We start from the raw sequence: 23,586 nt of genomic DNA, 5'->3' as shown, positions 1-23,586 counted from the left end.
GTCCGCGGGCTTCAGCGACCGCCGGTTCAGCCTAGCGGTCCGCTCACGGCGTCCGACGGCACATGCCCCAACCCCATCATCCGGCACGAGCCACACCTACCCCTGCCAGCGCAAAAGGCATCGTCAGGATCGATGTACAGCGATGAGTCCAGGACCTACGGACCGCTGTCGGGCACCCCGGCCGCCGTGCGAGGCCCAGTTCGGCACCTCCGGGCGCCACCATCGATCGACAGACGCCATTGCGTCGGCGATCCGCCCGCCCATTAACGCCCGTTTTGGTGACAGCCCCCGGAAAGGCGCCGGGCCCGCCACCCAAAAGGTGACGGGCCCGGACTGCGAAAGGGATCAGACGGACAGCGGCTGCGAGTCCGAACGGACCGGGGCCGGCAGTTCGCCGGCCGCTCCGAGGTACTGGTGGATGGCGGCCGCGGCGGCCCGCCCCTCGGCGATCGCCCAGACGATCAGGGACGCGCCCTTGTGCATGTCACCCGCGACGAAGACCCCCTCGGCGGCGGTCTGCCAGCCCAGGTCGGCGTCCAGCACATTGCGCCGGTTCCGGGTCAGGCCGAACTGCCGGAGCAGGGGCTGGTCCTCCGTACCCTCGAATCCGATCGCGAGAAGGACCAGATCGGCGGGCAACTCGCGCTCGGTGCCGGGAGTGACGAGCACCCGGCGCACCCCGTCGACGCGCTGCACCGACACCTCGGCGATGCGGATCGCGACCAGATTGCCGTCGGCGTCGCCGACGAACTCCTGCACGGCCACGCCGAAGACCCGGTCGCCGCCCTCCTCGTGCGCGGCGTAGTTGCGCAGGATCAGCGGCCACGTCGGCCACGGGTCCTTGACGCCACCGCGCACCTCGGGCGGCAGAGGGTACTGGTCGAGCTGGGTGATCGACGCCGCGCCCTGGCGGTGGGCGACGCCCAGACAGTCGGCACCGGTGTCCCCGCCGCCGATGATGATGACGTGCTTGCCCTTGGCGTCGATCGGCGTCGTGTCGGCGAGGCCCGCGACGATCCGGTTGGCCGGGACCAGGTGCTCCATGGCCAGGTGCACACCCTTGAGGTGGCGGCCCGGGGTGTCCGTGGTGTCCCGGCCGGCGAGCGCGCCCGCAGCGAGCAGCACCGCGTCGTAGCGGTCACGCAGGTCGTCGGCGGTGATGTCGGTACCGACGTCGACGCCGGTCTGGAACTCGACACCCTCGGCCGACATCTGCGCGAGCCGCGCGTCGATGACGTGCTTCTCGATCTTGAAGTCGGGGATGCCGTAGCGCAGCAGGCCACCGATCCGGTCGTCGCGCTCGTAGACGGTGACGGCGTGCCCGGCCCGCGCGAGCTGCTGGGCCGCGGCCAGACCGGCCGGGCCGGAGCCGACGATCGCGACCGACCGGCCGGAGGACGCCGGCGCCGGCTGCGGCGTGAGACCGGCTCCGAACGCGTAGTTGGCGATCTCCACCTCGACCTGCTTGATCGTCACCGGGTCGTCGGCGATGCCGAGCACACACGCCGCCTCGCACGGTGCCGGGCAGAGCCGGCCGGTGAACTCGGGGAAGTTGTTGGTGGCGTGCAGCGAGTCCGAGGCGGCCGCCCAGCCACCGGTCCGGACCAGGTCGTTCCAGTCCGGGATGCGGTTGCCCAGCGGGCAGCCGTCGTGACAGAACGGGATGCCGCAGTCCATGCAGCGCGTCGCCTGGTCACGGATCAGCTCCTCGCCCGCGGGCGGGTAGACCTCTTTCCAGTCCAGGATCCGGACCGGCACCGGCCGGCGCTTCGGGAGCTGCCGCTCGTACCGGAGGAAACCGTTAGGGTCAGGCACTGGTGACTCCCATGACCGCCTCGTCCACGTTGCGACCGGCAGCCTCGGCGGTCCTGATCAGTTCCATGACGCGCTTGTAGTCGCGCGGCACCACGGCGGTGAACCGCTCCACCGCCGCGCTCCAGTCCTTGAGCAGGCGGCCGGCCACGGCCGAGTCGGTCTCCGCGTGATGCTTCTCGACGAGCGAGCGCAGTTGGTCGCGCTCGTCGTCGGTGAGCGGGCCCAGGTCGACCAGCTCCGGGTTGACCAGCGACTGGTCCAGGTCCAGCAGGAACGCCTTGCCGCCGCTCATACCGGCCGCGAAGTTACGGCCGGTCGGGCCGAGCACCACCACGACACCACCGGTCATGTACTCACAGCCGTGGTCGCCCACACCCTCGACGACCGCGATGCCGCCGGAGTTGCGGACCGCGAACCGCTCGCCGACCCGGCCGCGCAGGAAGATCTCGCCGGCGGTCGCGCCGTACAGGATGGTGTTGCCGGCGATGGTGTTCTCCTCCGCCGTGAACGGGGCGTCCTCGGTGGGGCGCACGATCAGCCGGCCGCCGGAGAGGCCCTTGCCGACGTAGTCGTTGGAGTCGCCGATCAGCCGCAGGGTGACACCGCGCGGCAGGAAGGCGCCGAACGAGTTGCCCCCGGTGCCGCGCAGGGTGAACGAGATGGTGTCGTCGGGCAGACCGTTGCCGCCGTACCGCCGGCTCACCTCACCGCCGAGCATCGCGCCGACACTGCGCTGGTCGTTGCGGGCGGCCAGCTCGGCGTGCACCGGCAGGCCGTCGGTCAGCGCCGGCTGGGCCAGCTCGATCAGCTGGTTGTCCAGGGCGAGTTCGAGGCCGTGGTCCTGGGCGACGACGCCCCGGCGGGCAGCGCCCTCCGGCAGCTCCGGCACGTAGAGGACCGGCGACAGGTCGAGACCCTTGGCCTTCCAGTGGTCGACGGCCTCGGTCACGTTGAGGATCTCGGCATGCCCGATCGCCTCGTCGATGCTGCGGAAGCCCAGCTCGGCGAGGATCTCGCGGACCTCCTCGGCGAGGAAGAGGAAGAAGTTCTCGACGAACTCCGGCTTGCCGGTGAAGCGCTCACGCAGCACCGGGTTCTGCGTGGCGATGCCGACCGGACAGGTGTCCAGGTGGCAGACCCGCATCATGATGCAGCCGGAGACGATCAGCGGCGCGGTGGCGAAACCGAACTCCTCGGCACCCAGCAGAGCCGCGACGACCACGTCCCGGCCGGTCTTGAGCTGGCCGTCCACCTGCACGGTGACCCGGTCGCGCAGCTTGTTGAGCAGCAGCGTCTGCTGCGCCTCGGCCAGGCCCAGCTCCCACGGGGTGCCGGCGTGCTTGAGCGAGTTCAGCGGGGACGCGCCGGTGCCGCCGTCGTGGCCGGAGATCAGGATGACGTCGGCCTTGAGCTTGGCGACACCCGCCGCGACCGTGCCCACGCCGATCTCGCTGACCAGCTTGACGTGCACCCGCGACTGCGGGTTGACCATCTTGAGGTCGTGGACCAGCTGGGCCAGGTCCTCGATGGAGTAGATGTCGTGGTGCGGCGGCGGCGAGATCAGGCCGACACCCGGGGTGGCGTGCCGGGTCTTCGCGATCCACGGCCACACCTTGTTGCCGGGCAGCTGGCCGCCCTCGCCGGGCTTAGCGCCCTGCGCCATCTTGATCTGCAGGTCGTCCGCGTTGACCAGGTACTCGCTCGTCACCCCGAAACGGCCGGAGGCGATCTGCTTGATCGCGGAACGGCGCTCCGGGTCGTACAGCCGCTCGACGTCCTCGCCGCCCTCGCCGGTGTTCGACTTGGCGCCGAGCCGGTTCATGGCGATGGCGAGGGTCTCGTGCGACTCGGCGGAGATCGAGCCGTAGCTCATCGCGCCGGTGGAGAACCGCTTGACGATCGCGCTGACGGGCTCGACCTCGTCGATCGAGATGGCCTCGCGGTCGGAGGCGAACTGGAACAGGCCACGCAGGTGACCGGCCTCGGCCGACAGCGCGTTGACCTTCTCGGTGTAGCGGCGGAACACGTCGTACTGCTTGCTGCGGGTCGCGTGCTGGAGCAGGAAGACCGTCTCCGGGTTGAACAGGTGCAGCTCACCCTCGCGGCGCCACTGGTACTCGCCGCCGACCTCGAGCCGGCGGTGCGCCCGCTCGGCCTTGTTCGCCGGGTACGCCTTCGCGTGCCGCGCCTTGATCTCGGCGTGGATCCCGGCGAGACCGACGCCGCCGATCCGGCCGGAGGTGCCCGCGAAGTAGCGCTGGAGCAGCTTGTTGTCCAGGCCGACGGCCTCGAAGACCTGTGCGCCGCAGTACGACGACACGGTCGAGATGCCCATCTTGGACATGATCTTCAGGACGCCCTTGCTGAGCGCCTTGATGTAGTTGCGGACCGCCTTGCGCGGGTCCACACCGGCCAGGGCACCGGTGGCGATCAGGTCCTCGGCGCTCTCGAACGCGAGGTACGGGTTGACCGCCGCCGCGCCGAAGCCGATCAGGGTCGCCGCGTGGTGCACCTCGCGGCAGTCACCGGACTCGACGACCAGCGCCACCTGGGTACGGGTCTGCTCACGCACCAGGTGCTGGTGCACGGCGGCGGTGAGCAGCAGCGACGGGATCGGTGCCAGGTCGGCGTTGGAGTCGCGGTCGGAGAGCACGAGGATGCGCACCCCGTCCTCGATGGCCTCGGACACGTGCCGGCAGATCTGGGTGAGCCGGGCCTTGATGCCGGCCGCGCCGTCCCGCAGCGGGTAGAGCCCGGAGACCCGGACCGCCTTGAAACCGGGCAGGTCGCCGTCCTCGTCGATCGACAGGATCTTGGCGAGCTCGTCGTTGTCGATGATCGGGTACGGCAGGACGATCTGCCGGCAGCTGGCCGGTCCCGGCTTGAGCAGGTTGCCCTCCGGCCCGATCGTCATCGAGAGGCTGGTGACCAGCTCCTCCCGGATGGCGTCCAGCGGCGGGTTGGTGACCTGCGCGAACAGCTGGTGGAAGTAGTCGAACATCAGCCGCGGCCGCGTCGACAGCGGCGAGATCGGGGTGTCCGTGCCCATCGAGCCGAGCGGCTCCGCGCCACTGCGCGCCATCGGCGCGACCAGAATCTTCAGCTCCTCCTCGGAGTAGCCGAAGACCTGTTGACGGCGCAGCACCGAGTCGTGGGTGTAGATCACGTGCTCGCGGGCCGGCAGGTCGTTGAGCTCGATCAGCCCGGCGTGCAGCCAGTCCGCGTACGGCTCGGCGGCGGCCAGCTCGGCCTTGATCTCGCCGTCGTGGACGATGCGGCCGGCCGCGGTGTCGACCAGGAACATCTTGCCCGGCTGGAGACGACCCTTGGCCACCACGTCGGCCGGGTCGACATCGATGATGCCCGCCTCGGAACCGAGCGCGACCAGACCGTCCCGCGTGTGCCACCAGCGACCCGGGCGCAGACCGTTGCGGTCCAGCACGGCGCCGATGATCGTGCCGTCGGTGAACGCCACGGCGGCCGGGCCGTCCCACGGCTCCATGAGGCTCGCGTGGAACCGGTAGAAGGCGCGGCGCGAGGCCTCCATCTCCGGGTCGTTCTCCCACGCCTCGGGGATCATCATCAGCACCGCGTGCGGCAGGCTGCGGCCGGCCAGGTGCAGCAGCTCGAGAACCTCGTCGAAGCTGGCCGAGTCGGACGCCTCCGGCGAGTTGATCGGGAACAGGCGCTTGATGCTGCCCGGCAGGTTCGGGGTGGACAGCAGCGCCTCGCGGGCGGCCATCCAGTTCTTGTTGCCGCGGATCGTGTTGATCTCGCCGTTGTGGGCGATCAGCCGGTACGGGTGCGCCAGCGGCCACGACGGGAACGTGTTGGTCGAGAACCGGGAGTGCACCAGGGCGATCGCGCTGGCGACCCGCTCGTCGGACAGCTCCGGGAAGAACGCCGGCAGCTGCTCGGGGGTGAGCATGCCCTTGTAGGTGACGGTCCGCGAGGACAGCGACGGGAAGTAGGCCGCGACGCCGCGCTGCGAGGTCTCCCGCTCGGCCTGCTTGCGGATGCAGAACGCCACCCGGTCCAGCTCGAGGCCGCTCAGAGCCGCACCGGCTTTACCGGTGGGCGAGTCGACGAGCCGGTGGGCGGAGAGGAACACCTGGCGGATCGCGGGACGGGCGTCCTCCGCGGTCGCGCCCAGGTCGGACGGGTCGACCGGGACGTCGCGCCAGCCGAGCACCTCGCCGCCCTCGACGAGCACGTACTTCTCGAACACCTTGATCGCACGGGCCGCATCGTCGAGGTCCGTGGGCAGGAACACGAGGCCGGTCGCATACTGACCGGCGGGCGGCAGCTCGAAGCCGGCCACGGCACGGTAGTACTCGTCCGGGATCTGGATCATGATGCCGGCGCCGTCACCGGTGTTCTGCTCGGCGCCGCGTGCGCCCCGGTGATCCAGCCGGATCAGCGCTGTCAGACCCTTGGCCACCACATCATGGGAACGACGACCGTGAATGTCGGCAATGAATGCCACACCGCAGGCGTCTCGCTCCGTCTGAGGGTCATAAAGCCCCTGGGGGTGCGGATATGCCACCGGGCCTCCTGTCGTCACTGGTGTTTCATTCTGAGGTCGGGACGACGTCGGCCCTGCAAAGTCTCTTGAGTCTACGTTAAGAGCCACTGATCTCCGCCAGATGCGGATTGATCACACCTGGTGCGATCACGCATCGAACTGCGGACGAACTGAATAGCACAGCCGGGGCGCGGACCGGTAGTCTCGCGCGATGGCGCCAGCGGATTCCGACCTCTTCGACCGGCTCGAGCGGTTCTACGACGCTTTGCCCCGACCCTGGACGCGATCCGAAGAGATCGGGTCTCTCGTTCTCTTCATCCGCGAGGGAGAGGGCTGGCCCTACTATGCCCGCCCGAGACCGGGTTCGCACACCCCCTCCGCCGCCGACATCCTCGACACCCGGGCCCGCCAGCGCGAACTCGGGCTGCCGGAGACCTTCGAGTGGGTGCACGAGACCACCCCCGACCTGTTGGCCGTGGCCCGGTCGGCGGGTCTCGACGTGCTGCTCGCCCCGCTGCTGGTGCTCGATCCGGCGGCCCTCGTCCCGGACCTGCCGCTGCGCGACGCGGCCATCCGCTACCTGGACCCGGCCGCCGACACGTTCGCCGACGACCTGCGCCACTCCCGCACCGTGGCCCGGCTCGGGTTCGCCGCACCCGCCTACCAGCCGCCGTTCGAAGTGGCCGAGAAGACCCTGGTCATCGACAACGCCGGGCCGGCCGAGCGGGACGCGGGCGGCGCCCTCACCGCCGAGGCCCTCCAGCAGGCGCGGAAGATGTTCGCCGGTGGCGACTACCTCACCGCGGTCGCCGAGTCAGCCGTCGAAGGCATCCTGGCCACCGCGACCAGCCAGCGCTGCGGGGACGTCGCCGAGGTCGTCGGGGTGGCCACACTGCCGTCGGCCCGCCGCCGCGGATACGCCTCCCAGCTCACCGCCACGATCGCCGGGCGCCTGCTCAACGAGGGGGTCGGCCTGGTGTTCCTCTCGGCCGGCGACGACGACGTGGCCCGGCTCTACACCCGCGTCGGCTTCCGGCGGGTGGGCACGGCCTGCATCGCCGAACCCGCCTCGGCGCCGATGTAGCGGCGTCAGCGATTCCTCACACTTCCCACATGATGGTACGCCGTAAGCACCATATCGCCGATGGACACTTACCGCCTCAACGCCTCCAGGTCCCGGAGCACGGCCACACCCACGCCAGATGATCTTTTCGTACGGGTGAACTGCGGTGTGAGATCTTCCATCCCCAGGTCCCGCACTCTGAACACACACCCCCGCGGCTGGCTCTCACCGCTGTCTCAGCGCGCCTGAGACAGCGGTGGGAACCAGCCGCACCGGACCGGCTGGGCGTCACCGCTGCCTCAGCGCGCCTGAGACAGCGGTGGGGGCCAGCCGCACCCGACCGGCTGGACGTCACCGCTGTCTCGGGGCGGCTGAGACAGCGGTGGGGGCCAGCCGCGGGTCGTGGGATACGCCCGGGGGCGCGTCGCGGGCGGGGCGGGTGGAACGGGAATGGTGCGGTTGTGTGCGGTTTCGTGCGTACAAGAAGAAATGCAGCGCTGAATTGACGCATTGCCGGAAGTGAACGGATCGCCTGGAGGATTTCGGGCGTGGACGCCATTCGCCGAACGATTATTCGGGTGCGGTCCAGTCGGCGGGGGGATCCAGTGAGCGGGCCAGCATGCGCGGGCGCATGTGGTTGAGCGCGGCATCCCGCGCGCGGAGCGCGAGCCGCCCGCGGGCCTGGACCACCGCGGACATCCGCCGGTTCTGCCGGACCACGGTGGTGGTGCGCGGGCGGCGCAGGCGGCTGTAGGACTCGACCGCCGCGGTCAGCGCCGGACCGGGCTCGACGTCGGCGACCAGCGAACGCAGCGTCGCCACATCCTCGAAGGCCAGGCAGGCGCCCTGGCCGAGATGGTGCGGCATGGCGTGCGCGGCGTCGCCGACCAGGACGACACCGCCCGGACCGGCCGGAAAACCGTAGGCCCGCGGCAGCGGGCGCAACTCGCGGACACCCTGCGGGACCAGGTCCTCGGGGCGGGTGGCGTCGAGGAGCGCACCGACCGGCTCGTGCCAGCCGGCGAACCACCTGCGCAGCAGCGCCAGCTGGGTCGCGGGCGCCTCGGGACGGGCCGCCCCGGCCGCCGTGGCCACCCAGTAGACGCCGCCCCGCCCGGCCGCGTGGTCACCGAGCGGGATCGCCACGAACCGGTAGCCGGCACCGAGCGTCTCGCCGCCGACACAGCGGCCGCCGTCCAGCCGCGGCACCCGGAAACCGGGGATGACCGCCTGCCAGGCGGCGAAGCCGGAACCGACCGCCACCGCCTCGGGGGCCACCGCGGCGCGGACCCGGCTGTCGATGCCGTCCGCGCCGACCAGCAGGTCCGCCTCGATCGTGGTACGCCCGTCGCTGACCGTCGGCCGGGTCCGCAGACCGGTCCGGATCGTCGTCGCCTCGAACCCGGTGCGGATCTCCACGTCACCGAGACCCGCGACCAGCGCGTCGTAGACGTCCTCCAGATGGGCGGCCGCCGGCGACGGGCCGGCACCGGAGCGGGCGCGCGGCGCGACCAGCCACTGACCGTCCGGGCGGCGGACCCCGCCGTCCGGCAGCGGCGACGCGATCGCCGTCCAGCCGCCGTCCGGGTCGAGGGATTGCAGCGCGCGGAGGCCGGTGGGCCAGAGCACCACCGCGGTCGGCGGTGCGGCGACCCGCTCGGCCCGCTCCAGGACGGTCACCCGCCAGCCGGAACGGGACAGCGCGCCCGCGGTGGCCAGGCCGGCCATCCCGCCGCCCACCACCACGGCCGTACGCACGAGGTCAGTTCTCGTCGGAGGGTTTGTCGGCCGGTTTGTCGGCCGGCTTGCCGGACTCCCCGACGGTGGCGGGGACGGCCTCGGGATCCTCCGCCTTCTCCTCGGGCCGCTCGTCGGGCAGGACGCCCGTCCTCTGGTACTCCAGGAACTGTTCCTCGTCGACCAGGCGGTAGGCGACTGGAACCTTGCGGTCGGCGCCCTTGGTGGCGGCGGTCACGTCCACCTGCGAGACGTCGCTGTCCGCCTCCGTCACGGTGTCCGGCGCGTCGATCGGGATGACGTAGCCACGCGGGCCCCTCACCACGACGAAGTAGATGGCCGCACCCAGGAAGACGATGACCGAGGTGTAGACGTTGAGCCGGACCCCGAAGAAGAGGGTCGCGGTGTCCTCGCGGAGCATCTCGATCCAGAAACGGCCGACCGTGTAGGCCATCACGTACAGCGCGAACGCCCGTCCACGGCCGAACTTGAACTTCCGGTCCAGCAGCCAGACCAGCGCGGCGACGCCCAGGTTCCAGATCAGCTCGTAGAGGAAGGCCGGGTGGTAGAGGTCGGGACGGGTCACCGGCTCACCGTCGATCATCACGGCGTGCCCGGGGTTCGACGAGTCCATCTCGTGCACCTCGAGGCCCCACGGCAGGGTGGTGACACTGCCGTACAGCTCGTTGTTGAACCAGTTGCCGAGCCGGCCGATCGCCTGCGCCACCGGCAGCGCCGGGGCCAGCGCGTCGGCCAGGACGCTCAGCGGGATGCCGATCTGCCGGCCCGCGATCCAGGCACCGACCGCGCCACCGGCGACCGCACCCCAGATGCCGAGGCCGCCCTCCCAGATGAAGAACGCCTTGACCGGGTCACCACCGGCGCCGAAGTAGTCCTGCGGCGAGGTGATCACGTGATAGATCCGGGCGCCGATGATGCCGAACGGCACCGCCCAGACCACCACATCGAGCGAGACCCACGGCGCCGCCCCGCGATGACGCAGCCGCTGCTCCATCAGAAGCGTCGCGACGACCATGCCGGCGATGATGCAGAGGGCGTAGGCGCGGACCGGAAACCCGAGCACATGCCACACCGACTCGGTGGGGCTGGGGATGGCGGCGATGTTCACGGGTGCACACGCTACCGCCGCGCGGTCGATCTGTGATGCCCAGGGCACCGGCCGAATTCAGCCGGCACCCTGGTTCTCACCTCTTGCGGACGCCTTCGGCCAGTTCGGCGCTGAGAGCACGCAGATCGGTCAGCGCCGTGGTGCGGTCACCGGCGTCCAGAACGCAGCGGATCAGTGCACTGCCGACGATCACGCCGTCGGCGAACGCGGCCACCTCGGCGGCCTGCCGGCCGTTGCCGACACCCAGGCCCACACCGATCGGCATCTCCGGGTCGATCGCCCGGATCCGCTGAACCAGCTCGGGCGCCTGCGACGACACACTCGTCCGGGCGCCGGTGACGCCCATCAGTGCGGTCGCGTAGACGAAGCCCCGGCAATGCGCCAGGGTCATCGCCAGCCGCTCGTCGGTGGAACTCGGTGCCACCAGGAACGTCCGGTCGATGCGGTGCGCGTCCGCGGCGGCGATCCACTCGGCCGCCTCGTCCGGGATCAGGTCCGGTGTGATCAGCCCGGTCGCCCCGGCCGCGGCCAGGTCACGGGCGAACGCGTCGACACCGTACTTCTCGATCGGGTTCCAGTAGGTCATCAGCACGACCGTGGCACCCGCCGACGACACCGCGTCGATGATCTTCAGGGTGTCCCGGGTCCGGACGCCGTTGGCCAGCGCGATGTCGCTCGCCTTCTGGATCACCGGCCCGTCCATCACCGGATCGGAGTACGGCAGCTCGACCTCGATCACGTCGCAGCCGGCCTCGTGCATCGCGATCATCTGCTCGATGCTGTGGTCGACCGTCGGGAAGCCGGCCGGCATGCAGCCGACCAGCACCGACCGGTTCTCCGCCTTCGCCTTGGCGAACGTCTCCGCGATGCTCACGTGTTCTCCCCCGGGACGACCGTCTCGACCTGGTCGAGGATGCCGAAGTAGGCGCCCGCGGTGTGTACGTCCTTGTCACCGCGCCCGGACAGGTTGATCACGATCGTCGGCGTCCGGCCCAGCTCCTCGCGCAGGCGCGGGGCGATCTTCGCGACGCCGGCGAGGGCGTGCGAGCTCTCGATCGCCGGGATGATCCCCTCGGTCCGGCACAGCAGCTGGAACGCGGCCATCGCCTCGGCATCGGTCACCGGCTCGTAGACCGCGCGGCCGGTGTCGTGCAGCCAGGCGTGCTCCGGACCGACACCCGGGTAGTCCAGGCCGGCCGAGATCGAGTGCGACTCGATCGTCTGGCCGTCGTCGTCCTGCAGCAGATAGGTGCGGTTGCCGTGCAGCACGCCGACCGAGCCGCCGGTGATCGACGCCGCGTGCCGGCCGGTCTCCACGCCGTCGCCGCCGGCCTCGAAGCCGTACAGCCGGACGGCCTCGTCGGGCACGAACGCGTGGAAGATGCCGATCGCGTTCGACCCGCCGCCCACACACGCGGCCACCGCGTCCGGCAGACGGCCGAGCTGCTCCAGGCACTGCGCCCGGGCCTCGACACCGATGCCGCCGACGAAGTCACGCACCAGCTCCGGGAACGGGTGCGGCCCGGCCGCGGTCCCCAGGAGGTAGTGGGTGGTCTCGACGGTGGAGACCCAGTCCCGCAGCGCCTCGTTCAGCGCGTCCTTCAGAGTGCGGGAACCGTTGGTCACCGGGATCACGGTCGCGCCGAGCATCCGCATCCGCGCCACGTTGAGCGCCTGCCGCTGGGTGTCCGTCTCGCCCATGTAGACGACGCACTCCAGGTCGAGCAGAGCGGCCGCGGTCGCGCTGGCCACACCGTGCTGGCCGGCGCCGGTCTCGGCGATCACCCGGGGCTTGCCCATCCGCTTGGCGAGCAGCGCCTGGCCCAGCACGTTGCGCACCTTGTGGGCGCCGGTGTGGTTGAGGTCCTCCCGCTTCAGCAGGATCTCCGCACCCAGGGCCTCGGAGAGCCGGGTCGCCCGGTAGAGCAGCGACGGCACGCCCGCGTAGTTCAGCAGGAGACCCTCGAAGGTCTTCTGGAACTCCGGGTCCTGCTTCGCCGACCGGTACGCGGCGTCCAGCTCGTCGAGGGCCTTGATCAGCGCCTCGGGCACGAACCGCCCGCCGTACCTCCCGAAGTGTCCGGCGAGGTCCGGCAAACTGGACGCGCTCACCGCACCGGCCTCGGCGTGGCCGGGTGGTTGCCGGCGTTGACCAGCTCGGCCACCGCGTCACGCGGCGACTTCTGGGTCACCAGCCCCTCACCCACCAGCACCGCGTCGGCACCCGCCGACGCATACCGGATCAGGTCGTGCGGGCCGCGCACGCCGGACTCGGCGATCTTCACGACCGTCTGCGGGAGGCCGGGCGCGATCCGCTCGAAGACCGACCGGTCCACCTCAAGGGTCCGCAGGTCACGGGCGTTCACCCCGATGACCTTCGCGTTCGCCTCGAGCGCCCGGTCCGCCTCCTCCTCGTTGTGCACCTCGACGAGGGCCGTCATGCCCAGCGACTCGATGCGCTCCAGGAGGCCGACCAGCACGTTCTGCTCGAGGGCCGCGACGATCAGCAGCACCAGGTCGGCGCCGTGGGCGCGCGCCTCGTGCACCTGATAGCTGGAGACCACGAAGTCCTTGCGGAGCACCGGGATCCTGACGGCGGCGCGAACCGCGGCCAGATCGTCCAGCGAGCCGCCGAACCACCGGCCCTCCGTGAGGACGCTGATGCACCGGGCACCGCCCTGCGCATACTCCCCCGCCAGCTCGGCCGGGTCCGGGATGTCGGCGATGGCGCCCTTCGACGGGGACGCCCGCTTCACTTCGGCGATCACCGCCACGCCGGGCTTGCGCAACGCCGCGTACGCGTCGATCGCGGGCGGGGCCGCCGCGGCGAGCTCCCGCACCCGCTCGAGAGGCACCTGTGCCTGCCGCGCCGCCACGTCCTCGCGGACGCCGGCGAGGATCTCCTCGAGGACGTTCTGCTTTGCCGCTCCGCGAGCGGGACCGCCACCGCCCGCTTCCGCCTGATCGGATGTCACGTAATGACTCCCCTCTCCGGGTGTCTTCGGCCCGATGCTAGGAGGTGACGACCGGTGACGGGGTGCCGGGGGTATGGCGCGCCTCACGGAATGGACTGCGGCATAATGCCAGGCTGCCCGTCGCGAGTGTCTCGTCGCTCACACCGCGCGGACCCCTCTCCAGCCGTTGTGCTGGGACCCCTCCCCCGTTCGGCGGATACCACCGCTCGTTGACACGGGTGTCACCGAGCGGAAATAGGACCCCACCATCATGTGACTCGGGCAGACTTGTCCCGGCGTCCAGTACGCCGTCAGCCAGCCGGACGATGATGCGGAGTCGACCCCATGGCCACTGAGTCACCCCAGCCGATGAATTTTGCCGTCATGTCCCGAGTCCTCGTCTCGGTGGCCGCCGAGGTCGCCAACGGCGTCCAGCGCGCCGTCGTCGGCTCCGACAACGTGCGCACCGCCCGGGAGAACGCCTGGGACGCCATCCAGGCCGACCGGGCCCGCGCCGCCGCCCGGGTGGAGACCGCCCGCGCCGTCGCCGCGATGCTCGCGAGCGCCCCGGCGGGCAACCGCCGGACGGCGCCGCTGACCGGCGCCCGCCGGTAACCACCGCCCAGCCCACCACGCCGGTCCCGCCGCGTGTCTCCCCGCGGCCGGGCCGGTGACCAGCGCCCAGGTCGCCGGCACTCTTCCTCCGCGGCCGGGCCGGTGACCAGCGCTCAGCGCGCGGTCGGGTCCTCGCCGCGGTCCAGGGCGTCCCACAGGTCCCGGCCGGCGGTGGGGCCGTCCGCCTCCACCCGGACCGGCGCGGCCGGGCGCCGTTCGTACCGGGCGGACATCGCCGACCACCGGTGGCCGTGACGCGCGGCGAGCACCCCCGCCACCAGCACCGCCGCGCCGCCGCCGGCGCAGGCGACCGGCCAGGCCGTTCCGGCCGGCCCGGCGGCGCCCGGGTCGACCCCGGCCCGGGCCAGGACCGCGCCCACCGCGATACCGGCGCCGGCCAGGGCCAGCACCGCGCCCAGCAGACGCCGGACCACCCCGCGGGTGGCGAGGAGCGCTCCCGTCCCGGCGAGCGCGACCACCGCCAGCCCGATCAGCCACGGCTGTGCCTCCGCACCGGTCTGTTCGGTCCGAAGATCCGACAATCCGGGCCTCTGCTCGACCGCGACCGCCCAGACCCGGGTCGCGCCGAAGAGCGCCAGACCGGCCCCGGCCAGGCCGGACGCGACGGCGGCGGGATAGGTCCTCATCGGGCGGCGCGCAGGGTCTCCGCCGAGGCGATCGCGGCGAGCACCGCGGCGGCCTTGTTGCGGGTCTCCTGCTCCTCGGCCGCCGGGTCGGAGTCGGCGACGATGCCCGCGCCCGCGCCGACGTAGGCGACACCGTCCTTGAGCAGCGCGGTCCGGATCGCGATCGCCATGTCCATGTCGCCGGCGAACCCGAAGTAGCCGACCGTGCCGCCGTAGAGGCCACGCCGGGTGGGCTCCAGCTGCTCGATGATCTCCATGGCCCGGACCTTGGGCGCGCCGGAGAGCGTACCGGCCGGGAACGTGGCGGCCAGCGCGTCGAAGGCGGTCCGGTCGTCGCGCAGACGGCCGACCACGGTCGAGACGATGTGCATGACGTGGCTGTACCGCTCGATCCGGGCGAACTCCGGCACCTCGACGCTGCCCGGCTCACAGACCCGGCCCAGGTCGTTGCGGCCCAGATCGACCAGCATCACGTGCTCGGACCGCTCCTTCGGGTCGGCGAGCAGCTCGGCGGCGAGCGCGGCGTCCTGCTCCGGGGTGGCACCCCGCCAGCGGGTCCCGGCGATCGGGTGCAGCAGCGCGGTCCGGTTGGCGCTCACCTTGAGGTGTGCCTCCGGCGACGAGCCGACGATGTCGAAGTCGTCGAAGCGGAGCAGATACATGTACGGACTGGGGTTGGTGGCCCGCAGCACCCGGTAGACGTCCAGGGCGGCGGCGTCGGTGGGCCGCTCGAAACGCTGGGCCACCACGATCTGGAAGCACTCGCCGGCCCGGATCGCCTCCTTGGCCTCCTCGACGGCCTTCTGATATTCCCCCGGAAGAGTGCGGCTGACCGGTTCGCCGGCCGGGCGGCGGTCGACCGTGGAGACCATCGGCGGGGTGGGCCGCGACAGCGCGGTGGTCATCGCGTCGAGCCGGCCGATCGCCTGGTGGTACGCGGCACGGCGGGCCGCGTCGTCGGCGTCCGCGTCGAGCACCGCGTTGGCCACCAGCAGCGCCGAGCCCTCGTGGTGGTCGAGCACCACCAGGTCGGTGGCGAGGAGCATGCCCAGCTCGGGCAGGCGCAGGTCGTCGGCGGCCGTGGACGGCAGCTTCTCGAAGCGGCGGACCAGGTCGTAGCCGAGATAGCCGACGAGGCCACCGGTGAGCGGGGGCAGGCTCTCGTCGAGGGCGCCGGTCAGCGCGGCCACCGTCTCGCGCAGGGCCACCACCGGGTCACCGCTGAGCGGCACCCCGGACGGCGGGGTGCCCAGCCACTCGGCCTGGCCGTTCCGCTCGACGAGCGTCGCGACACTGCGCACCCCGACGAACGAATACCGCGACCAGGCCAGACCCTGTTCCGCCGACTCCAGCAGGAAGGTGCCCGGGCCGCCGGCCAGTTTCGTGTAGACGCCGATCGGGGTCTCGCCGTCGGCCAGCAGCTTGCGGGTGACCGGGACGACCCGCTTGCGGGCCGCGACGAACCCGGCCTCGTCGGGGAACGTGGCTCCGCTGGTCACTGGCCCTCCGCAAGCAGGTCGTCGGTGAAGCAGGTGTGGGTGCCGTTGTGGCAGGCGGCGCCGGTCTGCACGACGGTGACCAGCAGCGCGTCGCCGTCGCAGTCGAGCGAGACGCTCCGGACCCGCTGGTGGTGACCCGAGGTCGCGCCCTTCACCCAGTACTCCTGGCGGCTGCGGGACCAGTAGGTGGCCCGGCCGGTGGTCAGGGTGCGGTGCAGGGCCTCGTCGTCCATCCATCCGAGCATCAGGACGTCACCGGTGCCGTGCTCCTGCACGATCGCCGCGACGAGGCCGTCGGGGGTGCGCTTGAGGCGGGCGGCGATGGCCGGGTCCAGGGCGGTCTCTACATCGGGTACGGGCACGGATGCGATTCTCCCCCATCGCCTGCGACACCCGTAACGACCCGCAGGGGGCCCACGATCCGGTAACCGGGGGTGTGCTCGACGATTCGGAGCGGTACCGTCGCCGGGAAGCGCGGTACGTGCCTGACTGCCCGGCGCCCGTCGCTCGGTGTGCCGCACAGCTCAGAGCCGCGGATCCGGGCATCCCGGCGGGCGCGGACTCGCAACGGGAGTGGTGAACCGAGATGGAGCCGACGTCCAGCCCCGACAACGCACGGCCCTCGCCCGGCCTGGCCCGCTTCTGGCAGGTCAGCCCGGAGCCGGAGCCGGTGGTCGACGAGCCGCTGGAGACTCCGGCCGATCTGCTGAACGGCTCGCCGCTGGGTACCTTCCGCAGCCGGTCGATCCCGCCGCTGGCACCGATCGCCTCGGCCGCCCGCCATCCGAGTGGGGCGGCCGACCCGTTCGGGCTGAACCGGGCGGGCCGCAACGGGCCGCGCCCGCCGGCCGGCCATCGTCCGGAGCCCGGCCCACCGGGGCCGGAACGGCACGGCGATCCTGATCACTCAGTACCTCCGGAGGACGAGGTGGGAGCCGCTCAGGACGTAAAGTCCGGTGAGCCGGAGGGGCACTCCTTCGGTGGCTACGGCCTCGGTGGACGTGCCGGGAGGCTGCTCTTCGGCAGCCGGGACGACGACGATCCGGATGTCCGGGACGACCGTCCGGAGTCCGCCGCCGGTTCCGGTGCAGAGGCCGGTGACGGTACGGAGACCGGAGACGGAACGAAGACCGGTGACGGTACGGAGTCCGGTGACGGTGAGGCTCAGGTCGGTGACGAGCCGGCCGACGAGGAGCCGGCCGGTGCCGGACCGGTGGACGAGTCCGCGGACCACACTCCGCCGGGCACCGGCCAGGGAGCCGCCGCGGTGGCGGGACCCAGCGACGAGAACGGACGTGAGGACATGAACGGACGGGCAGGCGCGCCCGGTTACGCGCAAACCGGCGAGGCCGACCCGGACGCCTCGGGCAGTCCGGCCGGGGAGTCGCCGGGACAGGCTCCGGACGGGCCGCCACGTGCGGCCGCCGGCTGGGCTTCGGTGCCCGGCCTGACCCAGCCGATCCCCGCGGTCCCGGGTACCCCGGTCTCCGGCGGCCCGGTCTCCGGCGCTCCCGTGTCACCGGCGTACGCGCCGAACCCGTACACGGTCGCGGACTTCACCCCCGATCACCCGGCCGGGGCCCTGCAGCCGGTCTCCGGTCTGCCCGGTCAGGAGCCGGAGCCGGCGGACCCGGCGGTACCCGCCCCGGTCTCGCCGGCCGCGAGCACCCCGCCCGCCGCGACCGGGTCCGCCCCGGTGCAGATCCCGGCGACGCGCACACCACCGGATCTGACCATCGACCTCGGCGACAGCGGTCTACCGTCGGCCGCCGAGGGTGGGTACGGCTTCGCCCCGACCGGTTACAGCCTGGGCCGCCCGGCCGAGGCCTTCGGTGTGGCGTCGGTCACTCCCGCGGCACCGTCGGCGAGTACCGTCACGCCGCCGTCGGAGTTCCTGACCTTCCCGCCCGCGCCACCCGCCCGCCGGGCCCGCGAGGAGGCCGCCGAGGAGGCGCCGGCTCCGACGGCCCGCCGGTCGGCCAGCCTGGAGGACGCCGAGCCGGTCCGCCGGGTGGGCCATCGCGCGGCGCAGTCCGAGGAGGCACCCGCCGATCGGGCCGGTGCGGAGCCGCTGATCGGCCGCACCGTCTGGGACGAGGACGCGGCCCGGCACTTCCGGGCGGCGTGGCACGAGGTGAAGGCGGAGTTCGTCGACGACCCGGTCACCGCCCTGACCCGGGCACACGACCTGCTCACCGACGCGGTGAACGAGTTGACCGAGGTGCTGCTGGCGGAGCGGGACGAGCTGGACCCGCTGCGCGGCACCGACACCCCGGACACCGAGCGCATGCGGATGGCGATGCGCGGCTACCGGGAGTTCCTGGACCGCATCCTCTCGCTCTAGAGGTGAAAAGATGTGAGCCCTGCCACCCGCGGCACCGGGTGGCAGGGCTCGAAGACGGGATCGGCGCGGCATGACGGCGGCAGAAGGTCGCCGCGCCGATCCCGCCTCGTTCTAGGCGGCGCCGCTGTTGCAGCAGCGCCGGCAGAGGATCGGGTGCAGCAGGTGCGCCAGATCGTGCCGGTCGGTGACCGGGCGGGGGAAGGCGAGACGGGCGCTGCGGTTGCCCATCCGCACCAGGAAGCCGTAGCGGTCCATCCGCACCACCTTGGGCTCGTCGTCCGGGCGGGCCTCGGAGCCCAGCTGCCGGCGCACGTAGTCGCCCATCTCACCCATGTGGTGGTCGGCGAGGTCGGCGATCAGGTCGAACTCGACGGCGCGCAGCGGGTCCGGAGTGGCCTCGGCGTAGTCGTCCGGGTCGATCTCGAGGAGCTTCTCGTTGCGCTCCCAGCGGACCTCGGCGACCTCCATCCGGTAGAGGGCCTGGCTCTCGCCGATGTCGAGCAGGTCACCGCAGGCGTCGGTGTCGGCGTAGTCGAGCGCGGCGGCACGGGCGTCGTCACCCTCGAGTCTCACGGCCCAGCCGGAGACCCAGATGCGGCCCAGCGACGGCGAGGACGCCATCGGCGGCACGTCGCGGATGTCCAGAACGAGCGCGGTGTCGTCGTTGCCGTCCTGTGGGCGCAGTGCGACGGCGAGGGTACCCTCGCTGGGCACGAGAAGGAGCACGCGACCCTGCGCGTCGGTGACGTGCCGGACCGGAGTGGGGCCGGGACGGCACGCGATGTGGGCGACGGCGGGCAGGTGACCGGCGGCAAGCGTGCGTGCGATCTCGGCGGGACTGGGTTGCATGACGAGCACCTCCGGGCACCGGTTAGGCTTACCTAAGTTAGGCAAGGCTAACCGTAACAGGAGATCGCAGTTGAACAACTCCCGACCCAAGGCGAAGCTGTCGCGCGCCCTCGGCATCCCTCTCACCCGTAAGTGCGTCAAGTACTTCGAGCGGCGCCCGTTCCCGCCCGGCGTGCACGGCCGCGGCCGTCGCAAGGCCTCGGACTACCAGGTCCGGCTGCTGGAGAAGCAGCGGCTGCGCCACCAGTACAACATCAGCGAGGTCCAGATGCGGGCGGCCTACGACGCCGCCCACAAGGCCGAGGGCAAGACCGGCGAGACGATGGTCACGCTGCTCGAGCGCCGGCTGGACGCCACCGTGTTCCGGGCCGGTTTCACCCGGACCATCTACCAGGCCCGCCAGCTCGTCGTGCACGGTCACTTCACGGTGGACGGCAAGAAGGTGGACCGCCCCGGCTACAAGCTGAAGCCGGGTCAGGTCATCGAGGTCAAGGAGACGTCCCGGCAGAAGCCGCCGTTCCAGATCGCGGCGACCGGCACGCACATCGACGGCCCGACCGCGCCGTACCTGTCGACCGTCCTCGAGGACCTGCGCACCACGGTGATCCGTGCCCCGCAGCGCTCCGAGGTCCCGGTGCTCTGCGACGAGCAGCTGGTCGTCGAGTACTACGCCCGATAACGGCGAACGTCGGGCCGGAAGGCCGAGCACCGGTCCCGACGAGCAGGACAGGCTCTTGAATCGCTGAAATGGCGGGTTCCTCGCAGCGGCCGCGGCACCTCGCGGCCGCTGCGGGCGACGCGCTCATCTCACCGGCCCCGGCCGGTCAGAAGCTGGTCAGCGTGTCTGCTCCAACCAGCTGGCGTAGAGCTTGGCGTAGATCGAATCCGGCTCGGCGACGAGGCGGGCGTGCGGGCCGCGTTGTACGACGCGGCCCGCATCCACCACGATCACCTCGTCCGCGGACTCCGCCGTGGACAGCCGGTGCGCGATGGCCACCGTGGTCCGGCCCCGGGTCACCAGGTCGAGCGCGTACTGCAACCGCACCTCGGTGGCCGGGTCGACGGCGCTGGTCGCCTCGTCGAGCACCAGCAGGTCCGGGTCGGCGACGTACGCCCGTACCAGCGCCACCAGCTGCCGCTCGCCCACGCTGAGCGACTCGCCCCGCTCGCCCACCGCGGTTTCCAGCCCGGCCGGCAGGCCGGCGAGCCAGTCGCCGAGCCCCAGCTCGGTGAAAGCCGTCCGCAGCTGGTCGTCGGTGAGCGACGGCTCGGCGAAGCGGATGTTCTCGGCGACCGTCGCGTCGAAGAGGAACCCGTCCTGCGGCACCATCACCACTCGCGACCGCAGCGACGAGAATCGCACCCCGGTCAGCGGCGTCCCGGACAACAGGACGGTGCCCTCGGCCGGGTCCATCAGCCGGGTGAGCAGCTTCGCGAACGTGGTCTTGCCGCTGCCGGTCTCCCCGACCACCGCGTACTTCCGGCGCGCGTCGAGGGTCAGGTCCACGTCGGAGAGCACCATCGGCCCGCCCGGATAGCGGAACGACACGTCGTCGAAGCGCACCGACAGGGGCCCGGCGGGCAGCTCCACCCCCTCGTCGTCGGGGTCGGCCACATCCGGGTCGACGTCCAGCACGTCCAGGATGCGCCGCCAGCCGGCGACCGCGTTCTGCGCCTCGTTGAGCTGCTCGGTGGCGATCTGCACCGGCTGGATGAAGAGCGTCACCAGGAACAGGAACGCGGTCAGCCGGCCCACCGTGAGATCGCCGTCCACACCGAGCAGGACACCGGCCACCACCACACCGGACAGCGCCAGACCGGCACTGATCTCACCGCTGGAGAAACTCAGCACGCTCGTGCGCATGGCGCGCTGCTGGGCGGTGCGCAGGTCGTCGACGGCCGTGTCCAGACGGCGGGCGGTCCGGCCGGACACCCCGAACGCACGGATCACCGTGGCGCCGACCACCGACTCGGCGACCGCGCCGAGCATCACGCCGGTGCGCTCGCGGACCGTACGGTAGGCGCCCGCCAGCCGCTTCTGGAAGAACCGGATCACCCCGATCGCCGGCCCGAAGGAGAGCAGCACCACCACGGTGAGCTGCCACGAGTAGGCGAACATCACCACCGTGGAGACGATCAGCTGACCGCCGGCGAGCAGCAACTGCACGCCGCCGGTCTGGAGGAACTGGGAGATCTGGTCCACGTCGCCGGTCACCCGGGACACCATCGACCCACGCCGTTCGGACTGCTGGTGCAGCATCGACAGGTCGTGGATGTGCCGGAAGGTCCGCGACCGCAGGCCGCCGAGCGCGGTCTCGCTGACCGTGAACAGCCGCCGGGTCATCAGGTATCCGCAGAGGGTCGAGATCGCCAGGGCGGCCAGGGTCAGCGCCACCACCACGGCCACGACGGCCGGATCCGGACCGGACGGCCCGTTGATGCCGTGGTCGATGCCCTGCTGCACGGCGATCGGCACGGCCACCCGGCCGGACATCTGCAGGACCGCCAGACCGACCGTGCCGGCCAGCCCGGACCGCAGCTCCGGCGACAGCGACAGGCCGCGCCGGACGGTGTCGAAGGTTCCCGCCTCGCTCATTGATCAGCCTTCTCGTACGCGGTGACCAGATCCCGGTAACCCGGCTGGGAATCCATCAACTCGGTGTGCGTGCCGGTCGCCACCACCCGCCCCTGGTGCAGGTAGACGACCAGGTCGGCGAGCGCGATACTGGCCCGCCGGTAGGCCACCACCAGCAGGGACGTACCCGACTCACGCAGCGCGCCGAGGATCGCCGCCTCCACCCGGGGGTCGACCGCGCTGGTGGCGTCGTCCAGCACGAGCAGCCGTGGGCGCCCGGCGAGCGCCCGGGCCAGGGTGAGCCGCTGCCGCTGCCCGCCGGAGAGCGACGTACCCCGCTCACCGACCTCGGTGTCCAGGCCGTCCGGCAGCGCGCTGACGAAGCCCTCGGCCTGGGCCAGGCGCAGCGCCGCGCGTACCGCGTCGTCGTCGATCTCGGGCCGGTCCAGCGCGACGTTGCCGCGGACCGTGTCGTCGAAGACGAACGGGATCTGCGGGACCAGTCCGGTCGCGGCGGCCAGTGCGGGCGCCGACAGGTCGGGCAGTTTCACGTCGTCCAGCGACACACTGCCGGATTCCGGGTCGACCAGGCGCATGGCGAGCGCGGCGATCGTCGACTTGCCGGAGCCGGTCGCGCCGACCAGGGCCACCGTGGTCCCGGCCGGGACGGTGAAGGTCACGTCGGAGAGCACCGGCGGGCCGTCGGCGTACCGGTAGTCGACCCGGTCGAACCGCAGCTCGGCGGGCCCCGTGCCGGGCAGGTCGCCGGTACCGTACGAGAGGTCACCCTCGGCCGCCAGCACCGCCTGCACCCGCTCCCAGCCGGCGACACTGCGGGGCAGCTCGCCGACCACCCAGCCGATCGCCCGTACCGGGAACGCCAGCACGGTGAACAGGAACGCGACGCTGATCAGCTCGGTCACGGTGATCGCGCCGGACTGCAGCCGCCAGGTGCCGATCAGCAGCACCGCCAGGGTGCCGACGCTGGGCAGGCTCTCCATCAGCGGGTCGAAGACGCCGCGCAGCCGGCCCACCGCGACCAGCGCGTCACGCAGCTCGGTGACGAACACCCCGAACCGGCGGGACTCGTCGGCCTCCCGGCCCATCGTCTTGACCACCAGCGCGCCGTCGAAGCTCTCGTGTGCCACCGCGGCGACCTTGGCCCGCATCCGCTGCGCGTGGATCTGCCGCGGCGCCATCCGCCGCGAGTAGAAGAAGTTCAGCGCGAACAGGGCCGGGAACAGCGCCACCCCGACCAGGGCGAGCACCCAGTCGGTGAGGAAGAGCGCGACCAGCGCCCCGGCGATCATCACGATCGTGCCGACCGCGAACGGCAGCGGCGCGATCGGAGCGAACGCGGCCTCCACATCCGAACTGGCGTTGGAGAGCAGGGTGCCGGTGGCGTGCCGCTGGTGCCACTCCGGTGGGAGCGCCAGGTAACGGCGGGTCACCGCGCGCCGGTACCGCGCCTGGAGCCGGAACTGCATGAACCCGGCGCCCAGCCGGCGCGCCCAGATGCTCGCCACCCGCAGCCCGCTGATCCCCAGCAGGACGGCGCAGGTCAGCGCGAGGCCACCGGAGCTGACGCGGCGCTCGGAGAAGGCCGGCACCACGACCCGGCCGATCACGGCACCGACGACGTACGAGTTCGCGATGATCAGAAAACCGAAGAAACTACTGCCGATCGCACTGATCGTGAAGAGCCGTGGCTCCGTCCGGATCGCCCGGCCGAGCACCCGCAGTCCCCGCACCAGCACGTCATTGCCGGTCCCGCTGGTCACATTCCTACCTGACTGGTAAGCATTAGTCGGCACATCCGACCTTACCGGTCCAT

Annotated in this window: 17 protein-coding genes; 4 read left to right on the top strand and 13 right to left on the bottom strand. The window is 71.7% G+C overall.

Annotated elements, in window-relative coordinates:
- Positions 1 to 345: 345 nt before the first annotated feature.
- Together BC793_RS12265 and gltB are read right to left on the bottom strand one after the other, a co-directional pair.
- The gene (locus BC793_RS12265) at positions 346 to 1,815 is read right to left on the bottom strand and encodes a glutamate synthase subunit beta (RefSeq protein ID WP_109592345.1); all 1,470 of its coding nucleotides are present in this window, start codon (positions 1,813 to 1,815) and stop codon (positions 346 to 348) included.
- Positions 1,808 to 6,379, bottom strand: coding sequence for a glutamate synthase large subunit (gltB, locus tag BC793_RS12260; RefSeq protein ID WP_109592343.1), 4,572 nt, complete (start codon positions 6,377 to 6,379; stop codon positions 1,808 to 1,810). The genes BC793_RS12265 and gltB overlap by 8 nt, the downstream gene beginning before the upstream one ends.
- A 172-nt stretch (positions 6,380 to 6,551) precedes the next feature.
- On the opposite strand from gltB, the gene BC793_RS12255 reads away from it, so the two are divergent.
- Positions 6,552 to 7,424, top strand: a complete 873-nt coding sequence (locus tag BC793_RS12255; protein ID WP_109592341.1) for a GNAT family N-acetyltransferase — start codon at positions 6,552 to 6,554, stop codon at positions 7,422 to 7,424.
- Between the two features lie 549 nt (positions 7,425 to 7,973).
- On the opposite strand, the gene BC793_RS12250 is transcribed toward BC793_RS12255, so the two are convergent.
- The 5 genes from BC793_RS12250 to trpC form a co-directional block, all read right to left on the bottom strand.
- The gene (locus BC793_RS12250) at positions 7,974 to 9,161 is read right to left on the bottom strand and encodes an FAD-dependent oxidoreductase (RefSeq protein WP_109592339.1); all 1,188 of its coding nucleotides are present in this window, start codon (positions 9,159 to 9,161) and stop codon (positions 7,974 to 7,976) included.
- A 4-nt stretch (positions 9,162 to 9,165) separates the two neighbouring features.
- Positions 9,166 to 10,269, bottom strand: a complete 1,104-nt coding sequence (gene lgt, locus BC793_RS12245; RefSeq protein WP_109592337.1) for a prolipoprotein diacylglyceryl transferase — start codon at positions 10,267 to 10,269, stop codon at positions 9,166 to 9,168.
- Positions 10,270 to 10,345: 76 nt separating this feature from the next.
- Positions 10,346 to 11,143 (bottom strand): tryptophan synthase subunit alpha, encoded by a 798-nt coding sequence (trpA, locus tag BC793_RS12240; RefSeq protein ID WP_109592335.1) that lies wholly within the window; start codon positions 11,141 to 11,143, stop codon positions 10,346 to 10,348.
- A complete protein-coding gene (gene trpB / locus BC793_RS12235) occupies positions 11,140 to 12,381 on the bottom strand; it encodes a tryptophan synthase subunit beta (RefSeq protein WP_109592333.1) in 1,242 nt (413 codons plus the stop codon). Before trpB ends, trpA begins: the two co-directional genes overlap by 4 nt.
- The gene (gene trpC, locus BC793_RS12230; RefSeq protein WP_239169889.1) at positions 12,378 to 13,169 is read right to left on the bottom strand and encodes an indole-3-glycerol phosphate synthase TrpC; all 792 of its coding nucleotides are present in this window, start codon (positions 13,167 to 13,169) and stop codon (positions 12,378 to 12,380) included. The genes trpB and trpC overlap by 4 nt, the downstream gene beginning before the upstream one ends.
- Positions 13,170 to 13,607: 438 nt before the next feature.
- Between trpC and BC793_RS12225 the strand changes: the two genes are divergently transcribed.
- Positions 13,608 to 13,838 carry a hypothetical protein gene (locus tag BC793_RS12225; protein WP_239169883.1) on the top strand — a complete coding sequence of 77 codons (231 nt, stop codon included), beginning with the start codon at positions 13,608 to 13,610 and terminating at the stop codon, positions 13,836 to 13,838.
- A 113-nt stretch (positions 13,839 to 13,951) separates the two neighbouring features.
- On the opposite strand, the gene BC793_RS12220 is transcribed toward BC793_RS12225, so the two are convergent.
- From BC793_RS12220 to hisI, 3 genes are read right to left on the bottom strand one after another with little or no spacing between them, the layout of a single operon-like run.
- Positions 13,952 to 14,485 carry a Trp biosynthesis-associated membrane protein gene (locus tag BC793_RS12220; protein ID WP_109592326.1) on the bottom strand — a complete coding sequence of 178 codons (534 nt, stop codon included), beginning with the start codon at positions 14,483 to 14,485 and terminating at the stop codon, positions 13,952 to 13,954.
- On the bottom strand, positions 14,482 to 15,984 hold the full coding sequence (locus tag BC793_RS12215) for an anthranilate synthase component I (protein ID WP_109592324.1): 1,503 nt from the start codon (positions 15,982 to 15,984) through the stop codon (positions 14,482 to 14,484). Before BC793_RS12215 ends, BC793_RS12220 begins: the two co-directional genes overlap by 4 nt.
- The gene (gene hisI, locus BC793_RS12210) at positions 15,981 to 16,346 is read right to left on the bottom strand and encodes a phosphoribosyl-AMP cyclohydrolase (RefSeq protein WP_109592322.1); all 366 of its coding nucleotides are present in this window, start codon (positions 16,344 to 16,346) and stop codon (positions 15,981 to 15,983) included. Before hisI ends, BC793_RS12215 begins: the two co-directional genes overlap by 4 nt.
- A gap of 224 nt (positions 16,347 to 16,570) precedes the next feature.
- Here hisI and BC793_RS12205 point away from each other — a divergent pair, with 224 nt between their 5' ends.
- Positions 16,571 to 18,328, top strand: coding sequence for a hypothetical protein (locus BC793_RS12205; RefSeq protein WP_109592320.1), 1,758 nt, complete (start codon positions 16,571 to 16,573; stop codon positions 18,326 to 18,328).
- Positions 18,329 to 18,439: 111 nt separating this feature from the next.
- Here BC793_RS12205 and BC793_RS12200 read toward each other — a convergent pair whose 3' ends face one another.
- The gene (locus tag BC793_RS12200) at positions 18,440 to 19,177 is read right to left on the bottom strand and encodes a DUF2470 domain-containing protein (RefSeq protein WP_109592487.1); all 738 of its coding nucleotides are present in this window, start codon (positions 19,175 to 19,177) and stop codon (positions 18,440 to 18,442) included.
- A gap of 70 nt (positions 19,178 to 19,247) precedes the next feature.
- On the opposite strand from BC793_RS12200, the gene rpsD reads away from it, so the two are divergent.
- Positions 19,248 to 19,856, top strand: coding sequence for a 30S ribosomal protein S4 (gene rpsD / locus BC793_RS12195; protein ID WP_109592318.1), 609 nt, complete (start codon positions 19,248 to 19,250; stop codon positions 19,854 to 19,856).
- A 156-nt stretch (positions 19,857 to 20,012) separates the two neighbouring features.
- Here the strand turns inward: rpsD and BC793_RS12190 are convergent, their stop codons facing one another.
- Both BC793_RS12190 and BC793_RS12185 read right to left on the bottom strand, forming a co-directional pair.
- Entirely contained in the window at positions 20,013 to 21,773 is a 1,761-nt protein-coding gene (locus BC793_RS12190; RefSeq protein ID WP_109592316.1) for an ABC transporter ATP-binding protein, read from the bottom strand.
- A complete protein-coding gene (locus tag BC793_RS12185; RefSeq protein WP_203896119.1) occupies positions 21,770 to 23,533 on the bottom strand; it encodes an ABC transporter ATP-binding protein in 1,764 nt (587 codons plus the stop codon). Before BC793_RS12185 ends, BC793_RS12190 begins: the two co-directional genes overlap by 4 nt.
- Positions 23,534 to 23,586: the final 53 nt, after the last annotated feature.

It is taken from the genome of Actinoplanes xinjiangensis, assembly GCF_003148685.1.
Classification (GTDB): Bacteria; Actinomycetota; Actinomycetes; order Mycobacteriales; family Micromonosporaceae; genus Actinoplanes; species Actinoplanes xinjiangensis.
Note: the sequence above shows the minus strand (reverse complement) of the source record. Positions and strands in the feature narration are given on the sequence as shown.